This window comes from Arthrobacter sp. 01T414, assembly GCF_056398965.1.
Window position 1 is genome coordinate 78,515 of the sequence record NZ_JBFTQK010000007.1, and the last position, 15,957, is coordinate 94,471.

The window sequence follows — 15,957 nt, forward strand, 5'->3', positions numbered from 1 at the left end:
TGCTGTGAACAATTCCCTCACCCTGCTGGGCCTGCTGAGCCGCGAACCGAGCTACGGCTATGACCTCAAGCATTCGTATGACCGCTACTTTGGTGCCGAGAAGGCGCTTGCCTTCGGGCAGGTCTATTCCACGCTCGCCCGGATGGTTCGCGACGAGCTGATCCGTGCCCTGGGGGAAGAGACCGGCGGCGGTCCGGACCGCAAGAAATACGAGATCACGGTGGCCGGTCGTGACCGGGTCCGCGAATGGCTGTTCACTCCTGACGTTCCCTCGGGATCCCTGCAAAGCGAGCTCTTTGCCAAGACCGTGATCGCGCTGCTGCTCGACGACGACGCCGACCAGCTGCTCGATGTGCAGCGCCGTGAACACATGGCCCGGATGCGGGAACTGACCCGGCTGAAGAAGGACGCGGACCTGCTGCGGGTGCTGATGTGCGACCACGGACTGTTCCACATCGAGGCCGATCTGCGCTGGATCGACCTCACCAGCGCCCGCCTGACCCAACTCAAGAAGGAGCTCCAGAGCGCATGAGCACCCACGCCAACGCTGCACCAATCCTCAGCGCCCAGGGACTGCGCCACTCCTTCGGGCAGGCCGAAGCCTTGCGCGGCATCGACCTCGACGTCCACGCGGGGGAAGTGCTCGCCGTCATGGGCCCGTCCGGCTCCGGCAAGTCCACGCTGCTGCACTGCCTGGCCGGCGTCCTTGTCCCGGACGGCGGTTCTGTGAGCTACCGTCCGGGCGGCCTGTCACCGATAGAGGTCAATACCCTCGGCGAACCGGAACGGGCCCGGCTGCGGCTGACGGATTTCGGGTTCGTCTTTCAGTTCGGCCAGCTGCTGCCTGAGCTGACGGCGGTGGATAACGTCAGCATCCCCCTCTTGCTGGCCGGTGTCCGGCGGCCGGAGGCGCGGCGCCGGTCCGCGGAGCTCCTGGATCGCCTTGGCCTGGACGGGAAGGGTGCCAAGCTCCCCGGTGAACTGTCCGGCGGGCAGGCCCAGCGAGTCGCCGTAGCCCGGGCACTCGTGACCACCCCTGCCGTGTTGTTCGCAGACGAACCCACCGGTGCGCTGGATTCCCTCGCAGCAGAGAACGTACTGACCTTGATGCTAGAACTGGTCCGCGAAGCTGGGACCACGGTGGTGATGATCACCCACGACGCCCGCACCGCCGCGTATGCGGACCGGGAAGTCATCGTCCGCGACGGTGCCATCGGCGCCGGCTACCGGGTATCCGCGTGAATCCCGGGCTGTTCAAGCTGGCCGTCGTCGGCAGCCGGTCCGCGTACGGCAGGCTCGCCGGCATCGCTGCAGGGGTCGCCGTCGGAGTGTGCCTGTTGTTGCTGCTGTGGGGCGGCGCCAACGGCCTGAGCGCACGTGATGACCGCGGTGCCTGGCTGCGCGAAACCGGACTCCCGTCCGTCTCCGCCCCTCCCGCGGAGGACCCGACCGCTTCCGGCCCCGGGACGCCGGTGCCGCTGACCCCGGACACGGCGCTCATGCGGGCCAACCCGGCGGAGGTATTCCGAGACCAACTGATTAACCGCCGCGATTTCGCCGCCCTGGATTCGACTACCGTCAAGATCCCCGGGATCGGCGCCCCGCCGGTGCCGGGTCAGTACTATGTCTCGCCGGCGCTGCAGCGTCTGATCGAGTCAACGCCTCGGAATGAGCTTGGCGACCGTTTCGGGTCGTTTGCCGGGACGATTGACAATGCTGCGCTGCCCGGACCGGATTCCCTGATCGTCGTCGCGGGAGCAACGGAGGCCGAACTCCGCCAGAACGGGCCAACTTTTCTCGTGTCAGACTTCACGACCAACCCTTACGGTGGCAGCGCAGCCGCCTATAACACGGTGCTGTCCATCGGGGCCATTGCGGTGTTCTTTCCCGTACTGCTGCTGATCAGCATTGTTACCGGACTCGGGGCGGCCCAGCGCAGGGAACGTTTCGCGACCCTCCGGCTTATTGGTGCGTCCCCTCGGGTCATCTCCCGAATCGCCGCGGTCGAAACAGCCGTCCCCAGCCTGGTCGGGGCAGTTCTCGGCGTCGGGCTGGCCGTCCTGCTGAGACCTGCTGCTGCACAGATCCCAGTCAACGGCAGCAGGATGTTCGCGGCCGATCTGGCCACGGGCTGGGCCGCGGACGCCGTCGTCGTTGGAGTGGTCGTCGCAGCATCGGCACTCGTCGCCGCGCAACGCACGGCCCGTGCCGGCATTGGCCCGCTCGGCGTGACGAGGGCAGTGCCGGAAAAGACACCCTCCAACTGGCGGACCGTGCCCTTGCTGGCTGGACTGGCCGCCATGACCACGGCCGTACTCATGATCCGGGTCCTGGAGGTGCGGCTGCCGTGGCTGGAATCACCACTCCTTATCGTCGGCTTTCTGCTGATCCTCGTCGGCATCGTTGTCATCGGCCCCTGGCTGACCCGTCTCGTGAGCCGGATCGGGCTGCGGCAGGCGCGGAGCGCGGCGGCAGTCATTGCCGCCAGCCGGATCCACAAAACCCCGGTGGCGACCTTCCGTTCCGTCTCCGGGCTCGTGATCGCCGTGTTCGTCGTCTCCGTCTTCGCCGGAGCATCCAGCATCATCAAGTCCGCTGAGGCGCCTCCGACCAGGCCCGGTCTGCTGCAACCCACCAGCCTCCACGCCAACGTTGGGGCCGGGCACACTCCGGCCCAGGTCGAGGCGGCCGCCCGCCACGCCAGGGAACTGCCCGGAATCAGGAGCGCAACCGTTGGCTATGGCCCGGCAGTCCTCTCAGAAAGGGATGCCAGCCCCGAAATCTATCTTCGCGCCGCGGACGCCCCCGGCCTGGGATTCGATGACATCCCAGCAACAGAGATAGTCACGGTTGATATGTCGTTCCTATACTCCTGGACAACGCAACCGCTGGCACTGACCCCCGCTCCCGCTGCCGCCAACGTGGACGGAATGGTGCCGGTGGTGATGGTGCTCGGCACTGACGGGACGCCCGAGGCCATGGATCGCGCCCGGACACTCTTGAATACTTCAGGTGTTACAGCACATCCCGCCAATTCCTCCTTGGACGCAGGACTACAATCAAGCACCCGCCTGATCCAGGGCCTGGCCGTGCTCGCCTACCTCGGCATGTTCGTCGCGATCGCAATCGCCGGCCTGTCCCTTGCCGTCGCCACCGCCTCCGCGATCCTGGACCGGAAGAGAGTTCTCGGCCTGATGCGGCTGATGGGGATGCCGGAGTCCGTCCTGCGCCGGATCATCACCCGCGAAGCAGCCGTCCCCCTCCTGACCGTCCTGCTGCTCTCCGTCGGCCTCGGATTCCTCGTGGCGTGGCTCATGGTGACCTTCGTCGACGGCACGTACCGCATGTCTTGGCCCGCGCCGTCGTACTTCGCCGCCCTGGGCCTCAGCCTGCTGCTGGCCCTCGCAGCCGTCGCCGCGATGGCCGGTCTAATCCGCGGCCAAACCGGACTAACGGCCACCCGATTCGAATGACGCGGCCTGGCCCGCCACAGGATAACAAGAAGGGGGCCGGCACCGTTCGGTGCCAGCCCCCTTCGTCCAGGACGTAGGTGTCGGATCAGGCCTTGGCCTTCCGCTTCACCCAGCCCCACGCCRCCGTCGCGACAAACAGGACCAGGCCGATGACGGCCAGCCAGAGCAGGCCCTTAACGACGAAGCCCAGGATCGAAAGAATGAGCCAGATGACAAGTAGTGCAACTATGAGTCCCATCCGGACATCCTACGTCACCGGGTCGGCCGTGCCCCGCAGGCGTGTGAGTGATTTCACGCTGCCCCCGGCCTCAGGGGTGGGGCCGCCGCTTTAGAATGGATAGCGAACGTAGATGTTCTGCCACCGGGTCTGCGTTCGCAGCCGGTGGCTTTTTCTTTGCGCTCCATGCAGGCGCGCGGGGTGGACCGAATCCCCGCCGCGTTCAGGTTCCGGAGACCCGCCGGCAGCCGACAGCCGCATACGACGACGTATGTGGTGGATTTTAGGAAGGTAGTTCTGTGAGCCAGACGTCAGATTCTTGTCTTGATACGTGGATGGGCCGGGAGGCGCTCGCCGAGGCCATGATTCCGGTAATCGGCCGGCTGTACCGCGAAAACAACGTGGTGACGTCCATCCACGGCCGGAGCCTGATCAACAAGTCCACCATGAACATCCTGAAGGCGCACCGCTTTGCCCGCCGGATGAGCAAGGAAGAACTGCGCCTCGAAGAGACGGCGCCCCTGCTTGACGCCCTCACCAAGCTCGACCTCGGCGCGGCAGCGATCGACATTGCCCGCCTGACCGAAAAGTACCGCGCCGAAGGCGAAGGCGTCAGCCTGGACGAGTTCCTGCGCAACGAACTGGCCGAAGTTGTCGGCAAGCGCGGCGGCGACGACCGCACCAGCACCGACGTCGTCCTCTACGGCTTCGGCCGCATCGGCCGGCTCCTGGCCCGCCTCCTGATCGAGAAGGCCGGCGGCGGGCACGGCCTGCGGCTGCGCGCGATCGTGGTGCGCCGCGGCTCCGACAACGACCTCACCAAGCGCGCCAGCCTGCTGCGCCGCGACTCGGTGCACGGCTCCTTCGAAGGCACCATCAAGGTGGACCTCGAAAACGACACCATCACCGCCAACGGCGTCCAGATCCAGGTCATCTACTCGGACAACCCTGCCACGGTCGACTACACCGCTTACGGCATCCACGACGCTCTGGTCGTCGACAACACCGGCCGCTGGCGCGACGCCGAGGGCCTGTCCCAGCACCTGCAGAGCAAGGGCGTTTCCCGCGTCCTGCTCACCGCGCCCGGCAAGGGCGAGCTGAAGAACATCGTGCACGGCATCAACCACGCCACGATCACGGATTCGGACAAGATCGTCTCGGCGGCGTCCTGCACCACGAACGCCATCACCCCGGTGCTGAAGGCGATCAACGACCGCTACGGCGTGGTGCACGGCCACGTCGAGACGGTCCACTCCTTCACCAACGACCAGAACCTGATCGACAACTTCCACAAGGGCGACCGCCGCGGCCGCTCCGCCGCGCTGAACATGGTCATCACCGAGACCGGCGCCGCCAAGGCCGTCGCCAAGGCGCTGCCGGAACTCCTCGGCAAGCTCACCGGCAGCTCCATCCGCGTCCCCACCCCGGACGTCTCCCTGGCCATCCTGAACCTCAGCCTGGAAAACGGCACCACCAAGGACGAGGTCAACGATTACCTGCGGGAAATGTCGCTGCACTCCGAACTGCGCAAGCAGGTCGATTACATCGATTCGCCCGAGGTTGTCTCAACAGACTTCGTCGGCTCCCGCCGCGCCGGCATCGTCGATGGCCTGGCCACCATCTCCAACGACAAGAACCTGGTGCTCTACGTCTGGTACGACAACGAGTTCGGCTACAGCTGCCAGGTGGTCCGCGTGATGGAGGAAATGGCTGGCGTCAACCCGCCGTCATTCCCGGCCAAAGACGCGGCCGCGACCCTCGAAGCTGCCGGCCTGCCGGTCGAGGTCGGCTAGCCCCTCTTTGGACCTTCCCGGCCGGTCCGCTGGAATCGGCCGGGAAAGGGAACCACAATGGAGCCATGGAACAGAACTCGGCTGTGGAGCACGAAACCACTCTGGAACACGCCCTCGACGTAGCCCGGCGCAACGCCAAGGAAGCCAAGCGCCTCCTCGACGACGCCCGTGCCAAACGCGAGGCCGGCGAGATCGACGATGCGCGGGTCAGCCAGTTGGAAGAGCTGCTGAACCTCGCCGAGGAGGACCTCCGGCGGGTCACCAAGGAACAGTGACCGCCGGGCGCTGAGCCTCCGGCGCCCCTGCGGACGCCTGCCCCGGGGGCAGCGACCTGTCCTGCACACTGTGGACAAGCGGGCCGCCGTCGGCGCCCCTGCCTAGGCTGAAGGGGTGCACCAGACCTCGCCCTCGCCGATACCGCCGTGACCACCTCTTGGCGCGATTACCGGCGCGCCCGGCGCCGGTCCCGCCAGGCCTGGGCCCTGCTGGCCGCTGCGGTGCTGGCACTGCTAACGGGCGTCGCCTGGTTCTTCACCGCCGGCCAGTTTGCTCTGGGGGAGCCGCGGATTACGGGCCCCACCGAAGCTCCGGTGCTGGCGGCAGGCTGGATGAAGATGGTCCCGGCGGTGCGGCCGGTGCCGCCCGGACGAGCCGCGGACGTCCTGGCGTCGCTCCCGGTGAAGGGCCGCGCGGCCAGTGGCAACTATGACCGCAGCGCCTTCGGCCAGGCATGGCTCGACGTCGACCGCAACGGCTGCGACACGCGCAACGACATTCTCCGCCGCGACCTGGCCGGCGCCAGGTTCACCAAGGGCTCCCGCTGCCGGATCGGGTCCGGGACCTTCCAGGAGCCCTACACCGGGCGCACGGTTGACTTCCGGCGCGGCGCGGATTCCAGCAAAGCCGTGCAGATCGACCACGTCGTGGCCCTGGGCGACGCCTGGCAGACGGGCGCCCAGCAGCTGAGCCCGCTCTTGCGCCAGCACCTCGCCAACGATCCGCTGAACCTGATCGCCGTGGACGGCCAGGCCAACCAGGACAAGAGTGCGTCCGACGCTGCGAGCTGGCTCCCGCCCAACAAGGCGTTCCGCTGCCACTACGTCGCTCGGCAAATCTCGGTGAAGGCCGCCTACGCGCTGTGGGTGACAGCGGCCGAGAAGAACGCGATGGAACGGGTTCTCGGTGCCTGCCCGGAGCAGCAGAGCATCGTGCCGCGCTGATGTCTGCGCTGTTGTCTGCGCCGTCGGGAGCGGAGCGATTCCTGGCTCATTGACACCCGACACTGCCAGGTCTAGGACTGGAATCGTCAGCTACGGCCCACCACTCGAGGAGCAGAAATGGCCTACGGAGTTGTGCACTTTTTCCCGGGGGGAACCAAAGAACAATACGAGGCGTCCATTGCCGCGGTTCATCCCGGCGAAGGCCGCCTGCCGGAGGGGCAGGTCTTTCATGCCGGCGGCGCATCGGCCGGTGGGTGGACCATCATGGCGGTCCACGACTCCCAGGAGAGCTGGGAGAAATTCCGTGACGGCATCCTGATGCCCAAAATGCAGGCCGGCATCGAGGGCGGCTTCACGTCCCCGCCTGAAGAGACCGTCATCGAGCTCTACAAGGTGATGCCCTAGGAAACAGGCCGTCCAGCAGTCAGGTGAGCACGGAGACCACGCACCAGCCGGCCACGAGCAGACCCACGACCAGCATCGGGACGTTCCACTCCGACACGACCGTGCGCTCGGCCGAACTCTGGCCGGGGCCGCCGGCTGCGCCCGGCTGCCGGGCATCCTGCCAGGCCCGGACAATCGCATCCCGGGCCCCCGGCGTCGTAGCCTGGCTCATGCGCTCGTTGGATGGCAGCATCCCGAAGGGGCGTTGTTTCCAGTCCCGCGCCTGTTCGAATCCCGCGCCAAAGGCGCTGGGCGGCGTCGGGGCACCCCAGCTGACGTACTTCCTGCCGGCTGCCCTCACCGTGACGGTGTAGCGGACTTCGACGTCGTCCACCGCGGCAAACGGGATCCGGTGCCGCCGCAGGCCGTTGACCACGTCAAACCCGTCGGACCCCACGACCAGCCGCGGCTGCCACTGCGTCAGGTAGACCAGCAGCGACGCGGCCGCGAGCCACGGCGCAGCCGCCGCGGCAGCCCCGCCCCTGCCGGCGAGCAGCAGCCAGCCGACGGCCGCAGCGCTGCCTCCCCAGACGAGGAGCGATACCACCCGGCCGGATGGTTCCTTGAAGGTGCGCGGCCTCGGTCTTGAGCGTGTTCCGGTTTCCCCCATGCGGCCCATCATGCCAGCGGAAGGCAGGTTTCCCGGCTAGGCCCGGGAGGCTTGTTCCGCGAGTTCTGCCTCGAGCCGTTCGACGTCGGGCCGGTGGCACAGCTCGGTGGCGCGCGTGGTGACCGTCGCGCTGCCGGCAGCGACCGCCGAACGGAACGCTTCGGCCAGCGTGCGCCCCTGCGCCAGCCGGAGCACGAAGGCTGCCAGGAAACTGTCGCCGGCGCCGACCGTGCTCTGCACCCGGACCTGCGGCACGGCCAGACGGAGCGTGCCGCCCTGGGACGCCAGGACCGCTCCCTGGCCGCCCAGGGTCAGCGCGACATGCTCGGCGGATCCGTCGGCCACCAGCGCCATGGCCGCGTCGAGCTCGCTTTGCTCGGTCTCCAGGGTGATGCCGAAATGCAGGCCGAGCTCCCGCCGGCTCGGTTTGACCAGGAAGACCCCCTCCGACAAGGCGGCGGCCAGGGCCGGCCCGGATGCGTCGACCACGCAGCGCGCATTCTGCTCGCGCGCGAGCCGGGCCACCTCGGCGTAGAAGTTGTCCGGTACACCGGGGGGCAGGCTTCCGCTGGCCACCACGTACCCGCCCGGCTGGATGGAATCCGCCACGAGCGCCAGGCACAGCCGCCACTCGGGTTCACTCAGCTCGGGCCCCTGCAGGACAAAGCGGAACTGCTTGCCGGTGGAGGTCTCGTCGACCGTGAAGTCCTGCCGGGTGCTGCCCTGGATTGGAACCACCAGGGTGGGGAGCCGCTCCGCTTCGATCAGTCTGCGGTAAGCCTCACCCGTGGGGCCGCCCGCCGTGTAGATGGCCAGGGGTCGTCCGCCGAGCCGTTGGACCACCCGGGCCACGTTCACGCCGCCGCCGCCCGGATCCAGGCGGCTGGGCCCGCAACGGAGCTTATGCCCGCTGGTGACCACCCCGGTGGTGGTGCTGATGTCCAGGGCTGGGTTCACGGTGACCGTGAGGATGGGCTGCGCCGGCTTGGTGGCTTCCATGGGGCCAAGCATAAGAGCACGGCGTTCGCCCTGTCCCYGGGCCGGGATCCCCTTGTGGGCCGTGGGGCGCTCCGCGAGAATGGGCGCGGCAGGACAGGAGGCTGGGATTCAGCCGCCACGACCGGGCGGGAAGCATGGCACATCGCAAGGGAAACGCGGGTAAGGGAAATGCGGGCAAGGGCAGCGCCGGCAGGGAGCCCGCGCGCCATAAGGACAACCCGGGGGAGAAGCCGGGGCAGCCTCGCCGGCTGCCGCTTGGCATCTACACGGCGGAACTGACGCGGCTTCAAGCGGAGCTGGTTGCGCTACAGGAATGGGTCCAAAGCACGGGAGCGCGGGTGCTGGTGATCTTCGAAGGTCGCGACGCCGCCGGCAAGGGCAGCGCCATCAAGCGCGTCACCGAATACCTGAATCCCCGTGTTGCCCGGATTGTGGCGCTGCCGGCGCCGACCGAACGGGAGCGCGGTGAATGGTACTTCCAGCGCTACGTGCAGCACCTGCCGGCGGCCGGGGAAATCGTGCTGATGGACCGCTCCTGGTACAACCGCGCCGGCGTCGAACGGGTGATGGGATTCTGCACGCCCGCGGAACACAAACGCTTCATGTCCCAGTGCCCGGTTTTTGAACGGCTGCTGATCCAGGACGGCATCCTGCTTTTCAAATACTGGTTCTCGATCAGCCACGCTGAGCAGGAACGGCGTTTCAGGTCCAGGCTGGAAGACCCGCTGCGGCAATGGAAGCTCTCGCCGATGGACCGCGAGGCGATCCTGCGGTGGGAGGACTACTCGCGGGCCAAGGACGACATGTTCATGCAGACGGATACCGCCGAATCCCCGTGGTTTGTGGTGGAGGCGGAGGACAAACGCCGGGCCCGGATCAACATGATTGCCCATTTGCTCTCCAGCATCGACTACACCGAAGTCAGGACGGAGCCGGTAACACTCCCGCAGAGGCCGCGCGCCGTCAACTACACCCGGCCGCCGCGGGACCTCTTCCGCTACGTCCCCGACCACGCCGCCCAGCTGCAGAAGTCGAACGGCGAGTAGGCCGGCGGCCCTGATGGGTCCTTATCCGGCGGCGGCGGAAATTTCTCACTTCTGCGACCGACGGCCGGCGCGTCGCGCCAAACCGCCGGGGGATTTCCTGTGCGTCGGGTCAAAGGTGGGGAAAGTTCGTCGCGACGCTGGCCGCGTCGACGCCGAGCGTGGGCCCGCCGGGGCGCTAGTGCCCGAAGGGATCCGGGTCCACGCCCGGCATCCACGTCAGCCCGGGCACGCCCCAGCCGCTCTTCTTGGCCTGCTTCATCGCCTTGCGGGAGTACCGGTCGATCAGCCGGTTGACGTACAGCTTGCCGTCAAGGTGGTCGTATTCGTGCTGCATGACCCGGGAGAACCAGCCCGTCGCCTCGAACTCGATCTGGTTGCCGTCGCCGTCGAAGCCCTGCACCCGGGCCCATTCGGCCCGTTTGAGCGGGTAATGACCGCCCGGGAAGGACAGGCAGCCTTCCTCTTCCTCGTCGGGGTCGGGCAGCGCGCCGGAGACTTTGGAGAGGGTCAGCACCGGGTTGACGACGACGCCGGACGGCGGGGCGCCGTCGTCGTTCTCGTACTTGTACACGAACAAGCGCTTGCCCACGCCGACCTGGGGCGCGGCAAGGCCGACGCCGTTTGCGGCGTCGTTGGTCTCGAACATGTCCGCGATCAGCGTGCGCAGTTCGTCGTCGAAGACCTCGACCTCGGCGGCCCGGCGGTGCAGAACGGGTTCGCCCCAGATGGTGATGGGAAGGACTGTCATGTCGAAAGAGTTCCTTTGGTGCTGTGGGTTGTGGGCCGGACCGTCAGTCGGCGATGGTGCGGCCGACGACGTCGCGCATGATTTCGTTCGTGCCGCCGAAGATCGTGAGCAGGCGAGCCGCGAGGTAGGCCTGCGCCACCGGGTACTCCAGGATGTAGCCGTAGCCGCCGTGCAGCTGCAGGCACCTGTCGGTGACGGACTTGGCCCGTTCGGAGGCCCAGAGCTTGGCCCGTGCTGCCGAAGCGGCGTCGAGTTCCCCTGCGTTGAAGGCCTGGATGGCCCGGTCGACGTAGGTTTCGGTGACCTCGACCTCGGTGAGGATGTCGGCGAGCTCGAAGCGGCTGTTTTGGAAGTCGATGATCCGTTCGCCGAAGGCGTTGCGGTCCTTCGTGTAGTTGACCGTCGCTTCATAAACGGCGCGGACGACGGCGGAGCTCGCCACGGCGATCGCGAGCCGGCCCTGGGGGAGCTGCTCGGCGGCGTACTGCAGGCCCTTGCCCTCCTCGCCGACGAGGTCCGCGTGCGGYACCCGGACGTTGTCGAAGAACAGCTCCGCCGTATCGGAAGCCTTCAGCCCCATCTTGTCCAGCTGCTTGCCAGTGTTGTACCCCTCGGTCTTGCGCACCATGAACAGCGAGAAGGAGTTGCGGCCGCCGCGGCCGGTGCCGCCATCGGTGCGGGCAAGGACCAAGGAGGCGTCCCCGGAGATGCCGTTGCCGATGAAGGTCTTCTGGCCAGTGATCAGCCAGTCGTCGCCGTCCCGCACGGCCTTGGTGCGGATGCCGCGCAGATCCGACCCCGCGCCGGGTTCTGTCCAGGCAACCGAGGTGACCGTTTCCCCGGAGACCATGCCGGGGAGCCAGCGCGATTTGAGATCGTCCGAGCCGTAGGCCAGCAGGTGGGGGAGGACCATGTCGTCGTGCAGGTGGAAGGCCAGGCCCACGGCAAGGTGGTTGCTCTTGGCGAATTCTTCGTCCAGGACGGCACGGAAGCGGTAGTCGGCCATGCCCATGCCGCCGAACTCCTCGGGGACGGCGAGCCCCAGCAGGCCCTGTTCGCCGGCCGCCGTCCACAGTGCGCGGGGCATGATGTGGTCCTGGTCCCACTGGGCGTAGTGCGGGGCGACGGCCCGGTTGTTGAACTCCGCTGCCATTTCACGGAACATCTCGTGGTCTTCTTCAAAGAGCTGGCGCTTCATGAGGTTCCTTCCGTGCACGGACGACGCTGGGCAAGTTCTGGGCAGGCATTTTCTGGACAGACAACAAAGGCCGCACCGGATAACCGGTGCGGCCTTTGGCAAGGTCGGACAATTCTGCCGTCCTTGGTGAGGGTGAGCGACGGGGGTTGAACCCGCGACCTCCTGGACCACAACCAGGCGCTCTGCCAACTGAGCTACGCCCACCATGTGTGCCCCGCCGTGCCGTCCGGTGAACCGGCTGGCTGGAAAGGCAACGACAAATAGCTTACCTGCTCTTTGGGGGTGGTTTTGCCACTTTTCCCGAATTCGCCGAAATTTTCCCCAAACGTGGTGGAGATTACTCCGCAGGGGCTTCCTGCGGTGCGGCGGCAGGTGCTTCCTGGGGTGCCATGATCGACTTGGCGATCCGCTGGGCGGTGGCGCTGTCCGGCCCGGGGGCCGGCACGAAGACAGCCTCCCGGTAGTAGCGCAGCTCGTCGATGGAATCCTTGATGTCACCCAGTGCGCGGTGGCCGCCGAGCTTGGCGGGGGACTGGAAGTATGCCCGGGCGTACCAGCGCCGGGAGAGCTCCTTGATGGTGCTGACATCGATCACGCGGTAGTGCAGGTGTTCCACGAGCTCCGGCATGTCGCGGACCAGGAACACGCGGTCGGTGCCGACCGAGTTGCCGCCCAGCGGGGCCTTCTTCGGGTCCGGGACCCACTTCTTGATGTACTCGAGCACCAAGGCCTGCGCTTCCGCCATGGTCTTGCCATCGGGGAGTTCCGCAAGCAGGCCGGACCGGGTGTGCATGTCGCGCACGAAGTCGTTCATTTGGGCCAGCGCGGCGTCGTCGGGCTTGATCACGACGTCGACGCCGTCGCCGAGGATGTTCAGTTCCGAGTCCGTCACCAGGGCCGCCACTTCGATGAGGGCGTCGTTCTTGGAGTCCAGGCCGGTCATTTCGCAGTCGATCCACACGATGCGTTCGTTAGTTATAGGCACCCGCCCAGCCTACCGTTCCGCCGCCGCTGAGCGGTCCGGTGCTAGGATTTCGGGTACGCGGCCGTCGAAGATTTTCGTCATCGCGGCTTGCCCCATGGCCGGATTACCGGCCAGCTGCGGGCCAACCAAGCCCCACAAGAGATTGGACGATCCTGAGATGACGGCGCCTGTACCTGCGGCGGGGGAAACGGCTGCCGGTACGTCCCGCACCTCCCCGAAGGCAGTTGCTGCTGATGTAGACAACGCCCGCTCGCCGATCCTGTCGGGCTTCCTGGGCTCCATGTTCATGGCGGTCGGTTCGCTTGGCGTTGGCTGGCTCGCCCCGGTCTCCGAACTGCGGCGCCTGCCTTTGTTCATCTGGATGCGGACCGAGGCCGTCGGTGTCGGGCTGAGCATCGTCCTGTTGGCCGTGGGCGGCATGCTGCTGGTCCGCGCCTGGCTCCGGCTCGGCCAGCGCGTGCGCACCTGGGGCCCCGGCGCTCGCAAGGCAACGTTGACGGCCGTGGCGGCCTGGGGTCTGCCGATGATGTTCTCCGTCCCCTTGTTCAGCCGCGACGTTTACGCCTACATCGGCCAGGGTCGACTCATGGTGGAGGGGTTCAACCCCTACGAGAACGGCATCTCGGCGCTGTCGAACTACTTCCAGTTGGGCGCGGACAAGATGTGGACCGAGGCGCCGGTACCGTACGGGCAGCTGTTCCTTTGGATCGAACAGTTTGTTGTCTGGTCCACGAACGTCCACCCGGAGGCCAGCGTCATGCTGTTCCGGCTCGCGGCTCTGGTCGGCATTGTGCTCTGCGTGATCTACGTACCCAAGCTGGCTGAGCTCCACGGCGTCAATCCGCACCGCGCCCTCTGGCTCACCGCCGCCAACCCACTGTTCCTGACCAACTTCATCGCCAGCGTGCACAACGATGCCCTGATGATCGGCCTGGCCCTCGCCGGCCTCTACTACTGCGCCACCAAACGCGTGCCGCTTGGCCTGGTCCTGGTCACGCTCTCCATCTCGGTCAAACCCATCACGATCGTGTTCCTGCCGTTCATCGGCCTGCTGTGGGCAGGCAAGAATGCCGGCTGGCCGCGCAAGTTCATCTTCTGGGCCCTGACCGCCGGCATCAGCCTGGGGCTGCTTTATGCGATGAGCTTGGTCAACGGCTTTGGCTTCGGCTGGATCAACGGGCTCTCCGCCCCCGGCAGCATCTGGATCTGGTATGCGCCGGTTGGCTTGCTCGGGCTCATTGTCGCCTCGATCTTCAACGCCTTCAGCCTGGACGGCTGGGGGATGGCCAAGTGGGTGTACGACGCCGGGAAGCTGCTTGCGCTAGGCATTGTCGGCTGGCAGATCTTCCGCGGCGATTTCGACCGCCTGATGCGGCGCCTCACCCTGGCGTTCGCCGCCGTCGTCTTCCTGGCCCCGATGATCCAGTCCTGGTACGTCGTCTGGCTCATCCCGCTCTTTGCGGTCACCGGCATCCGGGACGACTGGCAGGTCAAGGCTCTGTACTTCATGGTGTCCTTCTTCATGGTCTACGCCATCTCGGACCAGCTGGAAGTCTTCCCCTACCTGCAGACCGACGACCTGGGCCTCGCGCTCGCCCTGGCGCGCAACGCCGCCGCGATCATTGCCCTGCTGTTCGCCCTGTACCTGATCTTCCTTGATCCGAAAACCAAGCAGCTGTTCAGCAAGCCGTCGGAGCCGGTGACCACCCGGCCCGTCATCTGAGCGTCGCAGCCACCTGCCCCAGCGTCGGAAGGAATGCCATGTCCATGATCAAGAGCCCCGAAGAGATTGCCCTCATGCGCGAGGCCGGGCGGGTGGTGGCGAACGCGCTGGCGCAGGTCCGTGAGGCTGCCGCCGTCGGGGTGTCCCTCAAGGACCTCGACGCCGTGGCCGCGCAGGTGATGGCCGAGGCAGGCGCCACGCCGGCGTTCCTGAACTACCACCCCCGCTGGGCCTCCGTCCCCTTCCCGGGCGTGATCTGCACGTCCGTCAACGACGCCGTGGTGCACGGCATCCCCAACGACTACCGGCTCGCGGACGGCGACCTGCTGAGCGTTGACTGCGGCGCTTTCCTTGCCGGCTGGTGCGGGGACGCGGCCGTCAGCTTCATCGTGGGCACGGCGGATCCGGTGGACCAGGCACTGATCGACGCTACCGATGGGGCGCTAGCCCGCGGCATTGAGGCGGCGCGGATCGGCAACAAAATGGGAGATGTGGCCTACGCGATCGGCGGCGCCGCACGCCGGGCCGGTTACGGGCTGCTCGCCGACCACGGCGGCCACGGCATTGGCCGGACCATGCACGCCGAACCGCCCGTGCCCAATCACGGGCGGCCGGGCCGGGGCCTCAAACTGACCGAAGGACTGGTCATCGCGATCGAACCCATGCTGATCCTCGGCGGCGACGACGACTACTACCACGACGACGACGAGTGGACCCTCCGTTCGGCCAACGGGCGCCGGGCAGCCCACAGCGAACACACCGTGGCGATCACCGCAGACGGGCCGGTCATCCTGACCCTGCCCTAGGGCCGGTAGGTGGCGAAGACCGAACGATCGGCGCAGGCCGCCGGGGTGTCAGCGGGATTTCAGCGGTTTCGTGTGCCCTGGCCGGCGAGCCGGGCGCGTTGGCGGTGCGTGGCGAGCCGCAACTGGACGATGCGGGCTGCCCCGGCGATGGCGACCAGCACGCCGCCGCCCACCGCTGCGATGAAGAGAGCGACGCCGAGCGGGACGGATCCTGCGAGGCCGAAGAACTTCACCTGGACATAGACCTGGTTCTGCAGGATAAAGACGATCAGCAGGATCAGCACCACCAGCGCGCTGGCCACGGCGGTCCACACCATGCCTGCGCGGGTGACCCGGCGGGGTTCGTCTATGGCCGCCGTCGGTGCCGGGGTCCCGGCGTGGGGAGCTTCTTGGCGCGGTTCGGCTGTCTGGCCAACCGAGGTTGTCTCAACAGGGGCTCTTTCAACCGGGGCTCCGGTATCAACGGCGGCGCTGTTTCCCGCGGCGCCAGCCGGGTAGCCCCCGACGTCTCCGGACAGGGCCTCCGCCGGCCTGGGGTACTGCGCGGGCGGGGCGTCGTGGGCATCGTGGGGAGCCATGCGGTCGCTGGGATCGAATCTGTCGGGAGTCTGGGTCATGGCGGCCGTACCTTTCGGTTGCGGGCGGATTGCCCAGGCATTCCCTGGCGCCCCGCGTCTCACCTCAATACTAAGCGT

17 protein-coding genes and 1 tRNA gene are annotated in these 15,957 nt (G+C 67.1%); 10 read left to right on the forward strand and 8 right to left on the reverse strand.

The window, feature by feature from the left end; all coding sequences use genetic code 11:
- Nucleotides 1–4 precede the first annotated feature (4 nt).
- The 3 genes from AC1DK9_RS15325 to AC1DK9_RS15335 are packed head-to-tail and all read left to right on the forward strand — an operon-like array spanning nt 5 to nt 3,473.
- Nucleotides 5–532 carry a PadR family transcriptional regulator gene (locus AC1DK9_RS15325; protein ID WP_476862799.1) on the forward strand — a complete coding sequence of 176 codons (528 nt, stop codon included), beginning with the start codon at nt 5–7 and terminating at the stop codon, nt 530–532.
- Nucleotides 529–1,242: an ABC transporter ATP-binding protein gene (locus AC1DK9_RS15330; RefSeq protein WP_476916457.1), complete on the forward strand. Its 714-nt coding sequence runs from the start codon at nt 529–531 to the stop codon at nt 1,240–1,242. The genes AC1DK9_RS15325 and AC1DK9_RS15330 overlap by 4 nt, the downstream gene beginning before the upstream one ends.
- Nucleotides 1,239–3,473: an FtsX-like permease family protein gene (locus tag AC1DK9_RS15335; protein WP_476916458.1), complete on the forward strand. Its 2,235-nt coding sequence runs from the start codon at nt 1,239–1,241 to the stop codon at nt 3,471–3,473. Before AC1DK9_RS15330 ends, AC1DK9_RS15335 begins: the two co-directional genes overlap by 4 nt.
- Before the next feature lie 85 nt (nt 3,474–3,558).
- Here the strand turns inward: AC1DK9_RS15335 and AC1DK9_RS15340 are convergent, their stop codons facing one another.
- Entirely contained in the window at nt 3,559–3,711 is a 153-nt protein-coding gene (locus tag AC1DK9_RS15340; RefSeq protein WP_476916459.1) for a hypothetical protein, read from the reverse strand.
- A gap of 278 nt (nt 3,712–3,989) precedes the next feature.
- On the opposite strand from AC1DK9_RS15340, the gene AC1DK9_RS15345 reads away from it, so the two are divergent.
- From AC1DK9_RS15345 to AC1DK9_RS15360, 4 genes are all read left to right on the forward strand, one after another.
- Nucleotides 3,990–5,483, forward strand: a complete 1,494-nt coding sequence (locus AC1DK9_RS15345; RefSeq protein WP_476862802.1) for a glyceraldehyde-3-phosphate dehydrogenase — start codon at nt 3,990–3,992, stop codon at nt 5,481–5,483.
- A 65-nt stretch (nt 5,484–5,548) separates the two neighbouring features.
- Nucleotides 5,549–5,758, forward strand: coding sequence for a hypothetical protein (locus tag AC1DK9_RS15350; RefSeq protein ID WP_476862803.1), 210 nt, complete (start codon nt 5,549–5,551; stop codon nt 5,756–5,758).
- Nucleotides 5,759–5,905: 147 nt separating this feature from the next.
- Nucleotides 5,906–6,703: an HNH endonuclease family protein gene (locus AC1DK9_RS15355; RefSeq protein ID WP_476862804.1), complete on the forward strand. Its 798-nt coding sequence runs from the start codon at nt 5,906–5,908 to the stop codon at nt 6,701–6,703.
- A 117-nt stretch (nt 6,704–6,820) separates the two neighbouring features.
- Entirely contained in the window at nt 6,821–7,108 is a 288-nt protein-coding gene (locus AC1DK9_RS15360; RefSeq protein ID WP_441417537.1) for a hypothetical protein, read from the forward strand.
- A 19-nt stretch (nt 7,109–7,127) separates the two neighbouring features.
- On the opposite strand, the gene AC1DK9_RS15365 is transcribed toward AC1DK9_RS15360, so the two are convergent.
- Nucleotides 7,128–7,694 carry a hypothetical protein gene (locus AC1DK9_RS15365; RefSeq protein ID WP_476916460.1) on the reverse strand — a complete coding sequence of 189 codons (567 nt, stop codon included), beginning with the start codon at nt 7,692–7,694 and terminating at the stop codon, nt 7,128–7,130.
- Between the two features lie 99 nt (nt 7,695–7,793).
- On the reverse strand, nt 7,794–8,756 hold the full coding sequence (locus tag AC1DK9_RS15370) for a 1-phosphofructokinase family hexose kinase (RefSeq protein ID WP_476916461.1): 963 nt from the start codon (nt 8,754–8,756) through the stop codon (nt 7,794–7,796).
- Between the two features lie 134 nt (nt 8,757–8,890).
- On the opposite strand from AC1DK9_RS15370, the gene ppk2 reads away from it, so the two are divergent.
- Complete coding sequence (ppk2, locus tag AC1DK9_RS15375; RefSeq protein WP_476862807.1) at nt 8,891–9,802, forward strand: polyphosphate kinase 2; 912 nt, start codon at nt 8,891–8,893, stop codon at nt 9,800–9,802.
- A gap of 175 nt (nt 9,803–9,977) precedes the next feature.
- On the opposite strand, the gene def is transcribed toward ppk2, so the two are convergent.
- From def to orn, 4 genes are all read right to left on the reverse strand, one after another.
- Nucleotides 9,978–10,550, reverse strand: coding sequence for a peptide deformylase (def, locus tag AC1DK9_RS15380; protein ID WP_476862808.1), 573 nt, complete (start codon nt 10,548–10,550; stop codon nt 9,978–9,980).
- A gap of 43 nt (nt 10,551–10,593) precedes the next feature.
- Nucleotides 10,594–11,748 carry an acyl-CoA dehydrogenase family protein gene (locus tag AC1DK9_RS15385; RefSeq protein WP_476916462.1) on the reverse strand — a complete coding sequence of 385 codons (1,155 nt, stop codon included), beginning with the start codon at nt 11,746–11,748 and terminating at the stop codon, nt 10,594–10,596.
- A gap of 131 nt (nt 11,749–11,879) precedes the next feature.
- Nucleotides 11,880–11,952, reverse strand: a tRNA-His gene (locus AC1DK9_RS15390).
- A gap of 133 nt (nt 11,953–12,085) precedes the next feature.
- The gene (orn, locus tag AC1DK9_RS15395) at nt 12,086–12,733 is read right to left on the reverse strand and encodes an oligoribonuclease (RefSeq protein ID WP_476916463.1); all 648 of its coding nucleotides are present in this window, start codon (nt 12,731–12,733) and stop codon (nt 12,086–12,088) included.
- Between the two features lie 157 nt (nt 12,734–12,890).
- On the opposite strand from orn, the gene mptB reads away from it, so the two are divergent.
- Together mptB and map are read left to right on the forward strand one after the other, a co-directional pair.
- The gene (gene mptB / locus AC1DK9_RS15400) at nt 12,891–14,456 is read left to right on the forward strand and encodes a polyprenol phosphomannose-dependent alpha 1,6 mannosyltransferase MptB (protein WP_476916464.1); all 1,566 of its coding nucleotides are present in this window, start codon (nt 12,891–12,893) and stop codon (nt 14,454–14,456) included.
- 38 nt (nt 14,457–14,494) lie between these two features.
- Nucleotides 14,495–15,262 carry a type I methionyl aminopeptidase gene (map, locus tag AC1DK9_RS15405; protein WP_476916465.1) on the forward strand — a complete coding sequence of 256 codons (768 nt, stop codon included), beginning with the start codon at nt 14,495–14,497 and terminating at the stop codon, nt 15,260–15,262.
- A 59-nt stretch (nt 15,263–15,321) separates the two neighbouring features.
- Here the strand turns inward: map and AC1DK9_RS15410 are convergent, their stop codons facing one another.
- Nucleotides 15,322–15,879 carry a LapA family protein gene (locus tag AC1DK9_RS15410; RefSeq protein ID WP_476916466.1) on the reverse strand — a complete coding sequence of 186 codons (558 nt, stop codon included), beginning with the start codon at nt 15,877–15,879 and terminating at the stop codon, nt 15,322–15,324.
- Nucleotides 15,880–15,957 lie beyond the last annotated feature (78 nt).

Coding starts and splice junctions, on each gene's coding strand:
- AC1DK9_RS15330 (WP_476916457.1), top strand. CDS start 529: ATGAGCACCCACGCCAACGCTGCACCAATCCTCAGCGCCCAGGGACTG.
- AC1DK9_RS15350 (WP_476862803.1), top strand. CDS start 5,549: ATGGAACAGAACTCGGCTGTGGAGCACGAAACCACTCTGGAACACGCC.
- AC1DK9_RS15360 (WP_441417537.1), top strand. CDS start 6,821: ATGGCCTACGGAGTTGTGCACTTTTTCCCGGGGGGAACCAAAGAACAA.
- AC1DK9_RS15370 (WP_476916461.1), bottom strand. CDS start 8,756: ATGGAAGCCACCAAGCCGGCGCAGCCCATCCTCACGGTCACCGTGAAC.
- ppk2 (WP_476862807.1), top strand. CDS start 8,891: ATGGCACATCGCAAGGGAAACGCGGGTAAGGGAAATGCGGGCAAGGGC.
- def (WP_476862808.1), bottom strand. CDS start 10,550: ATGACAGTCCTTCCCATCACCATCTGGGGCGAACCCGTTCTGCACCGC.
- mptB (WP_476916464.1), top strand. CDS start 12,891: ATGACGGCGCCTGTACCTGCGGCGGGGGAAACGGCTGCCGGTACGTCC.
- map (WP_476916465.1), top strand. CDS start 14,495: ATGTCCATGATCAAGAGCCCCGAAGAGATTGCCCTCATGCGCGAGGCC.
- AC1DK9_RS15410 (WP_476916466.1), bottom strand. CDS start 15,879: ATGACCCAGACTCCCGACAGATTCGATCCCAGCGACCGCATGGCTCCC.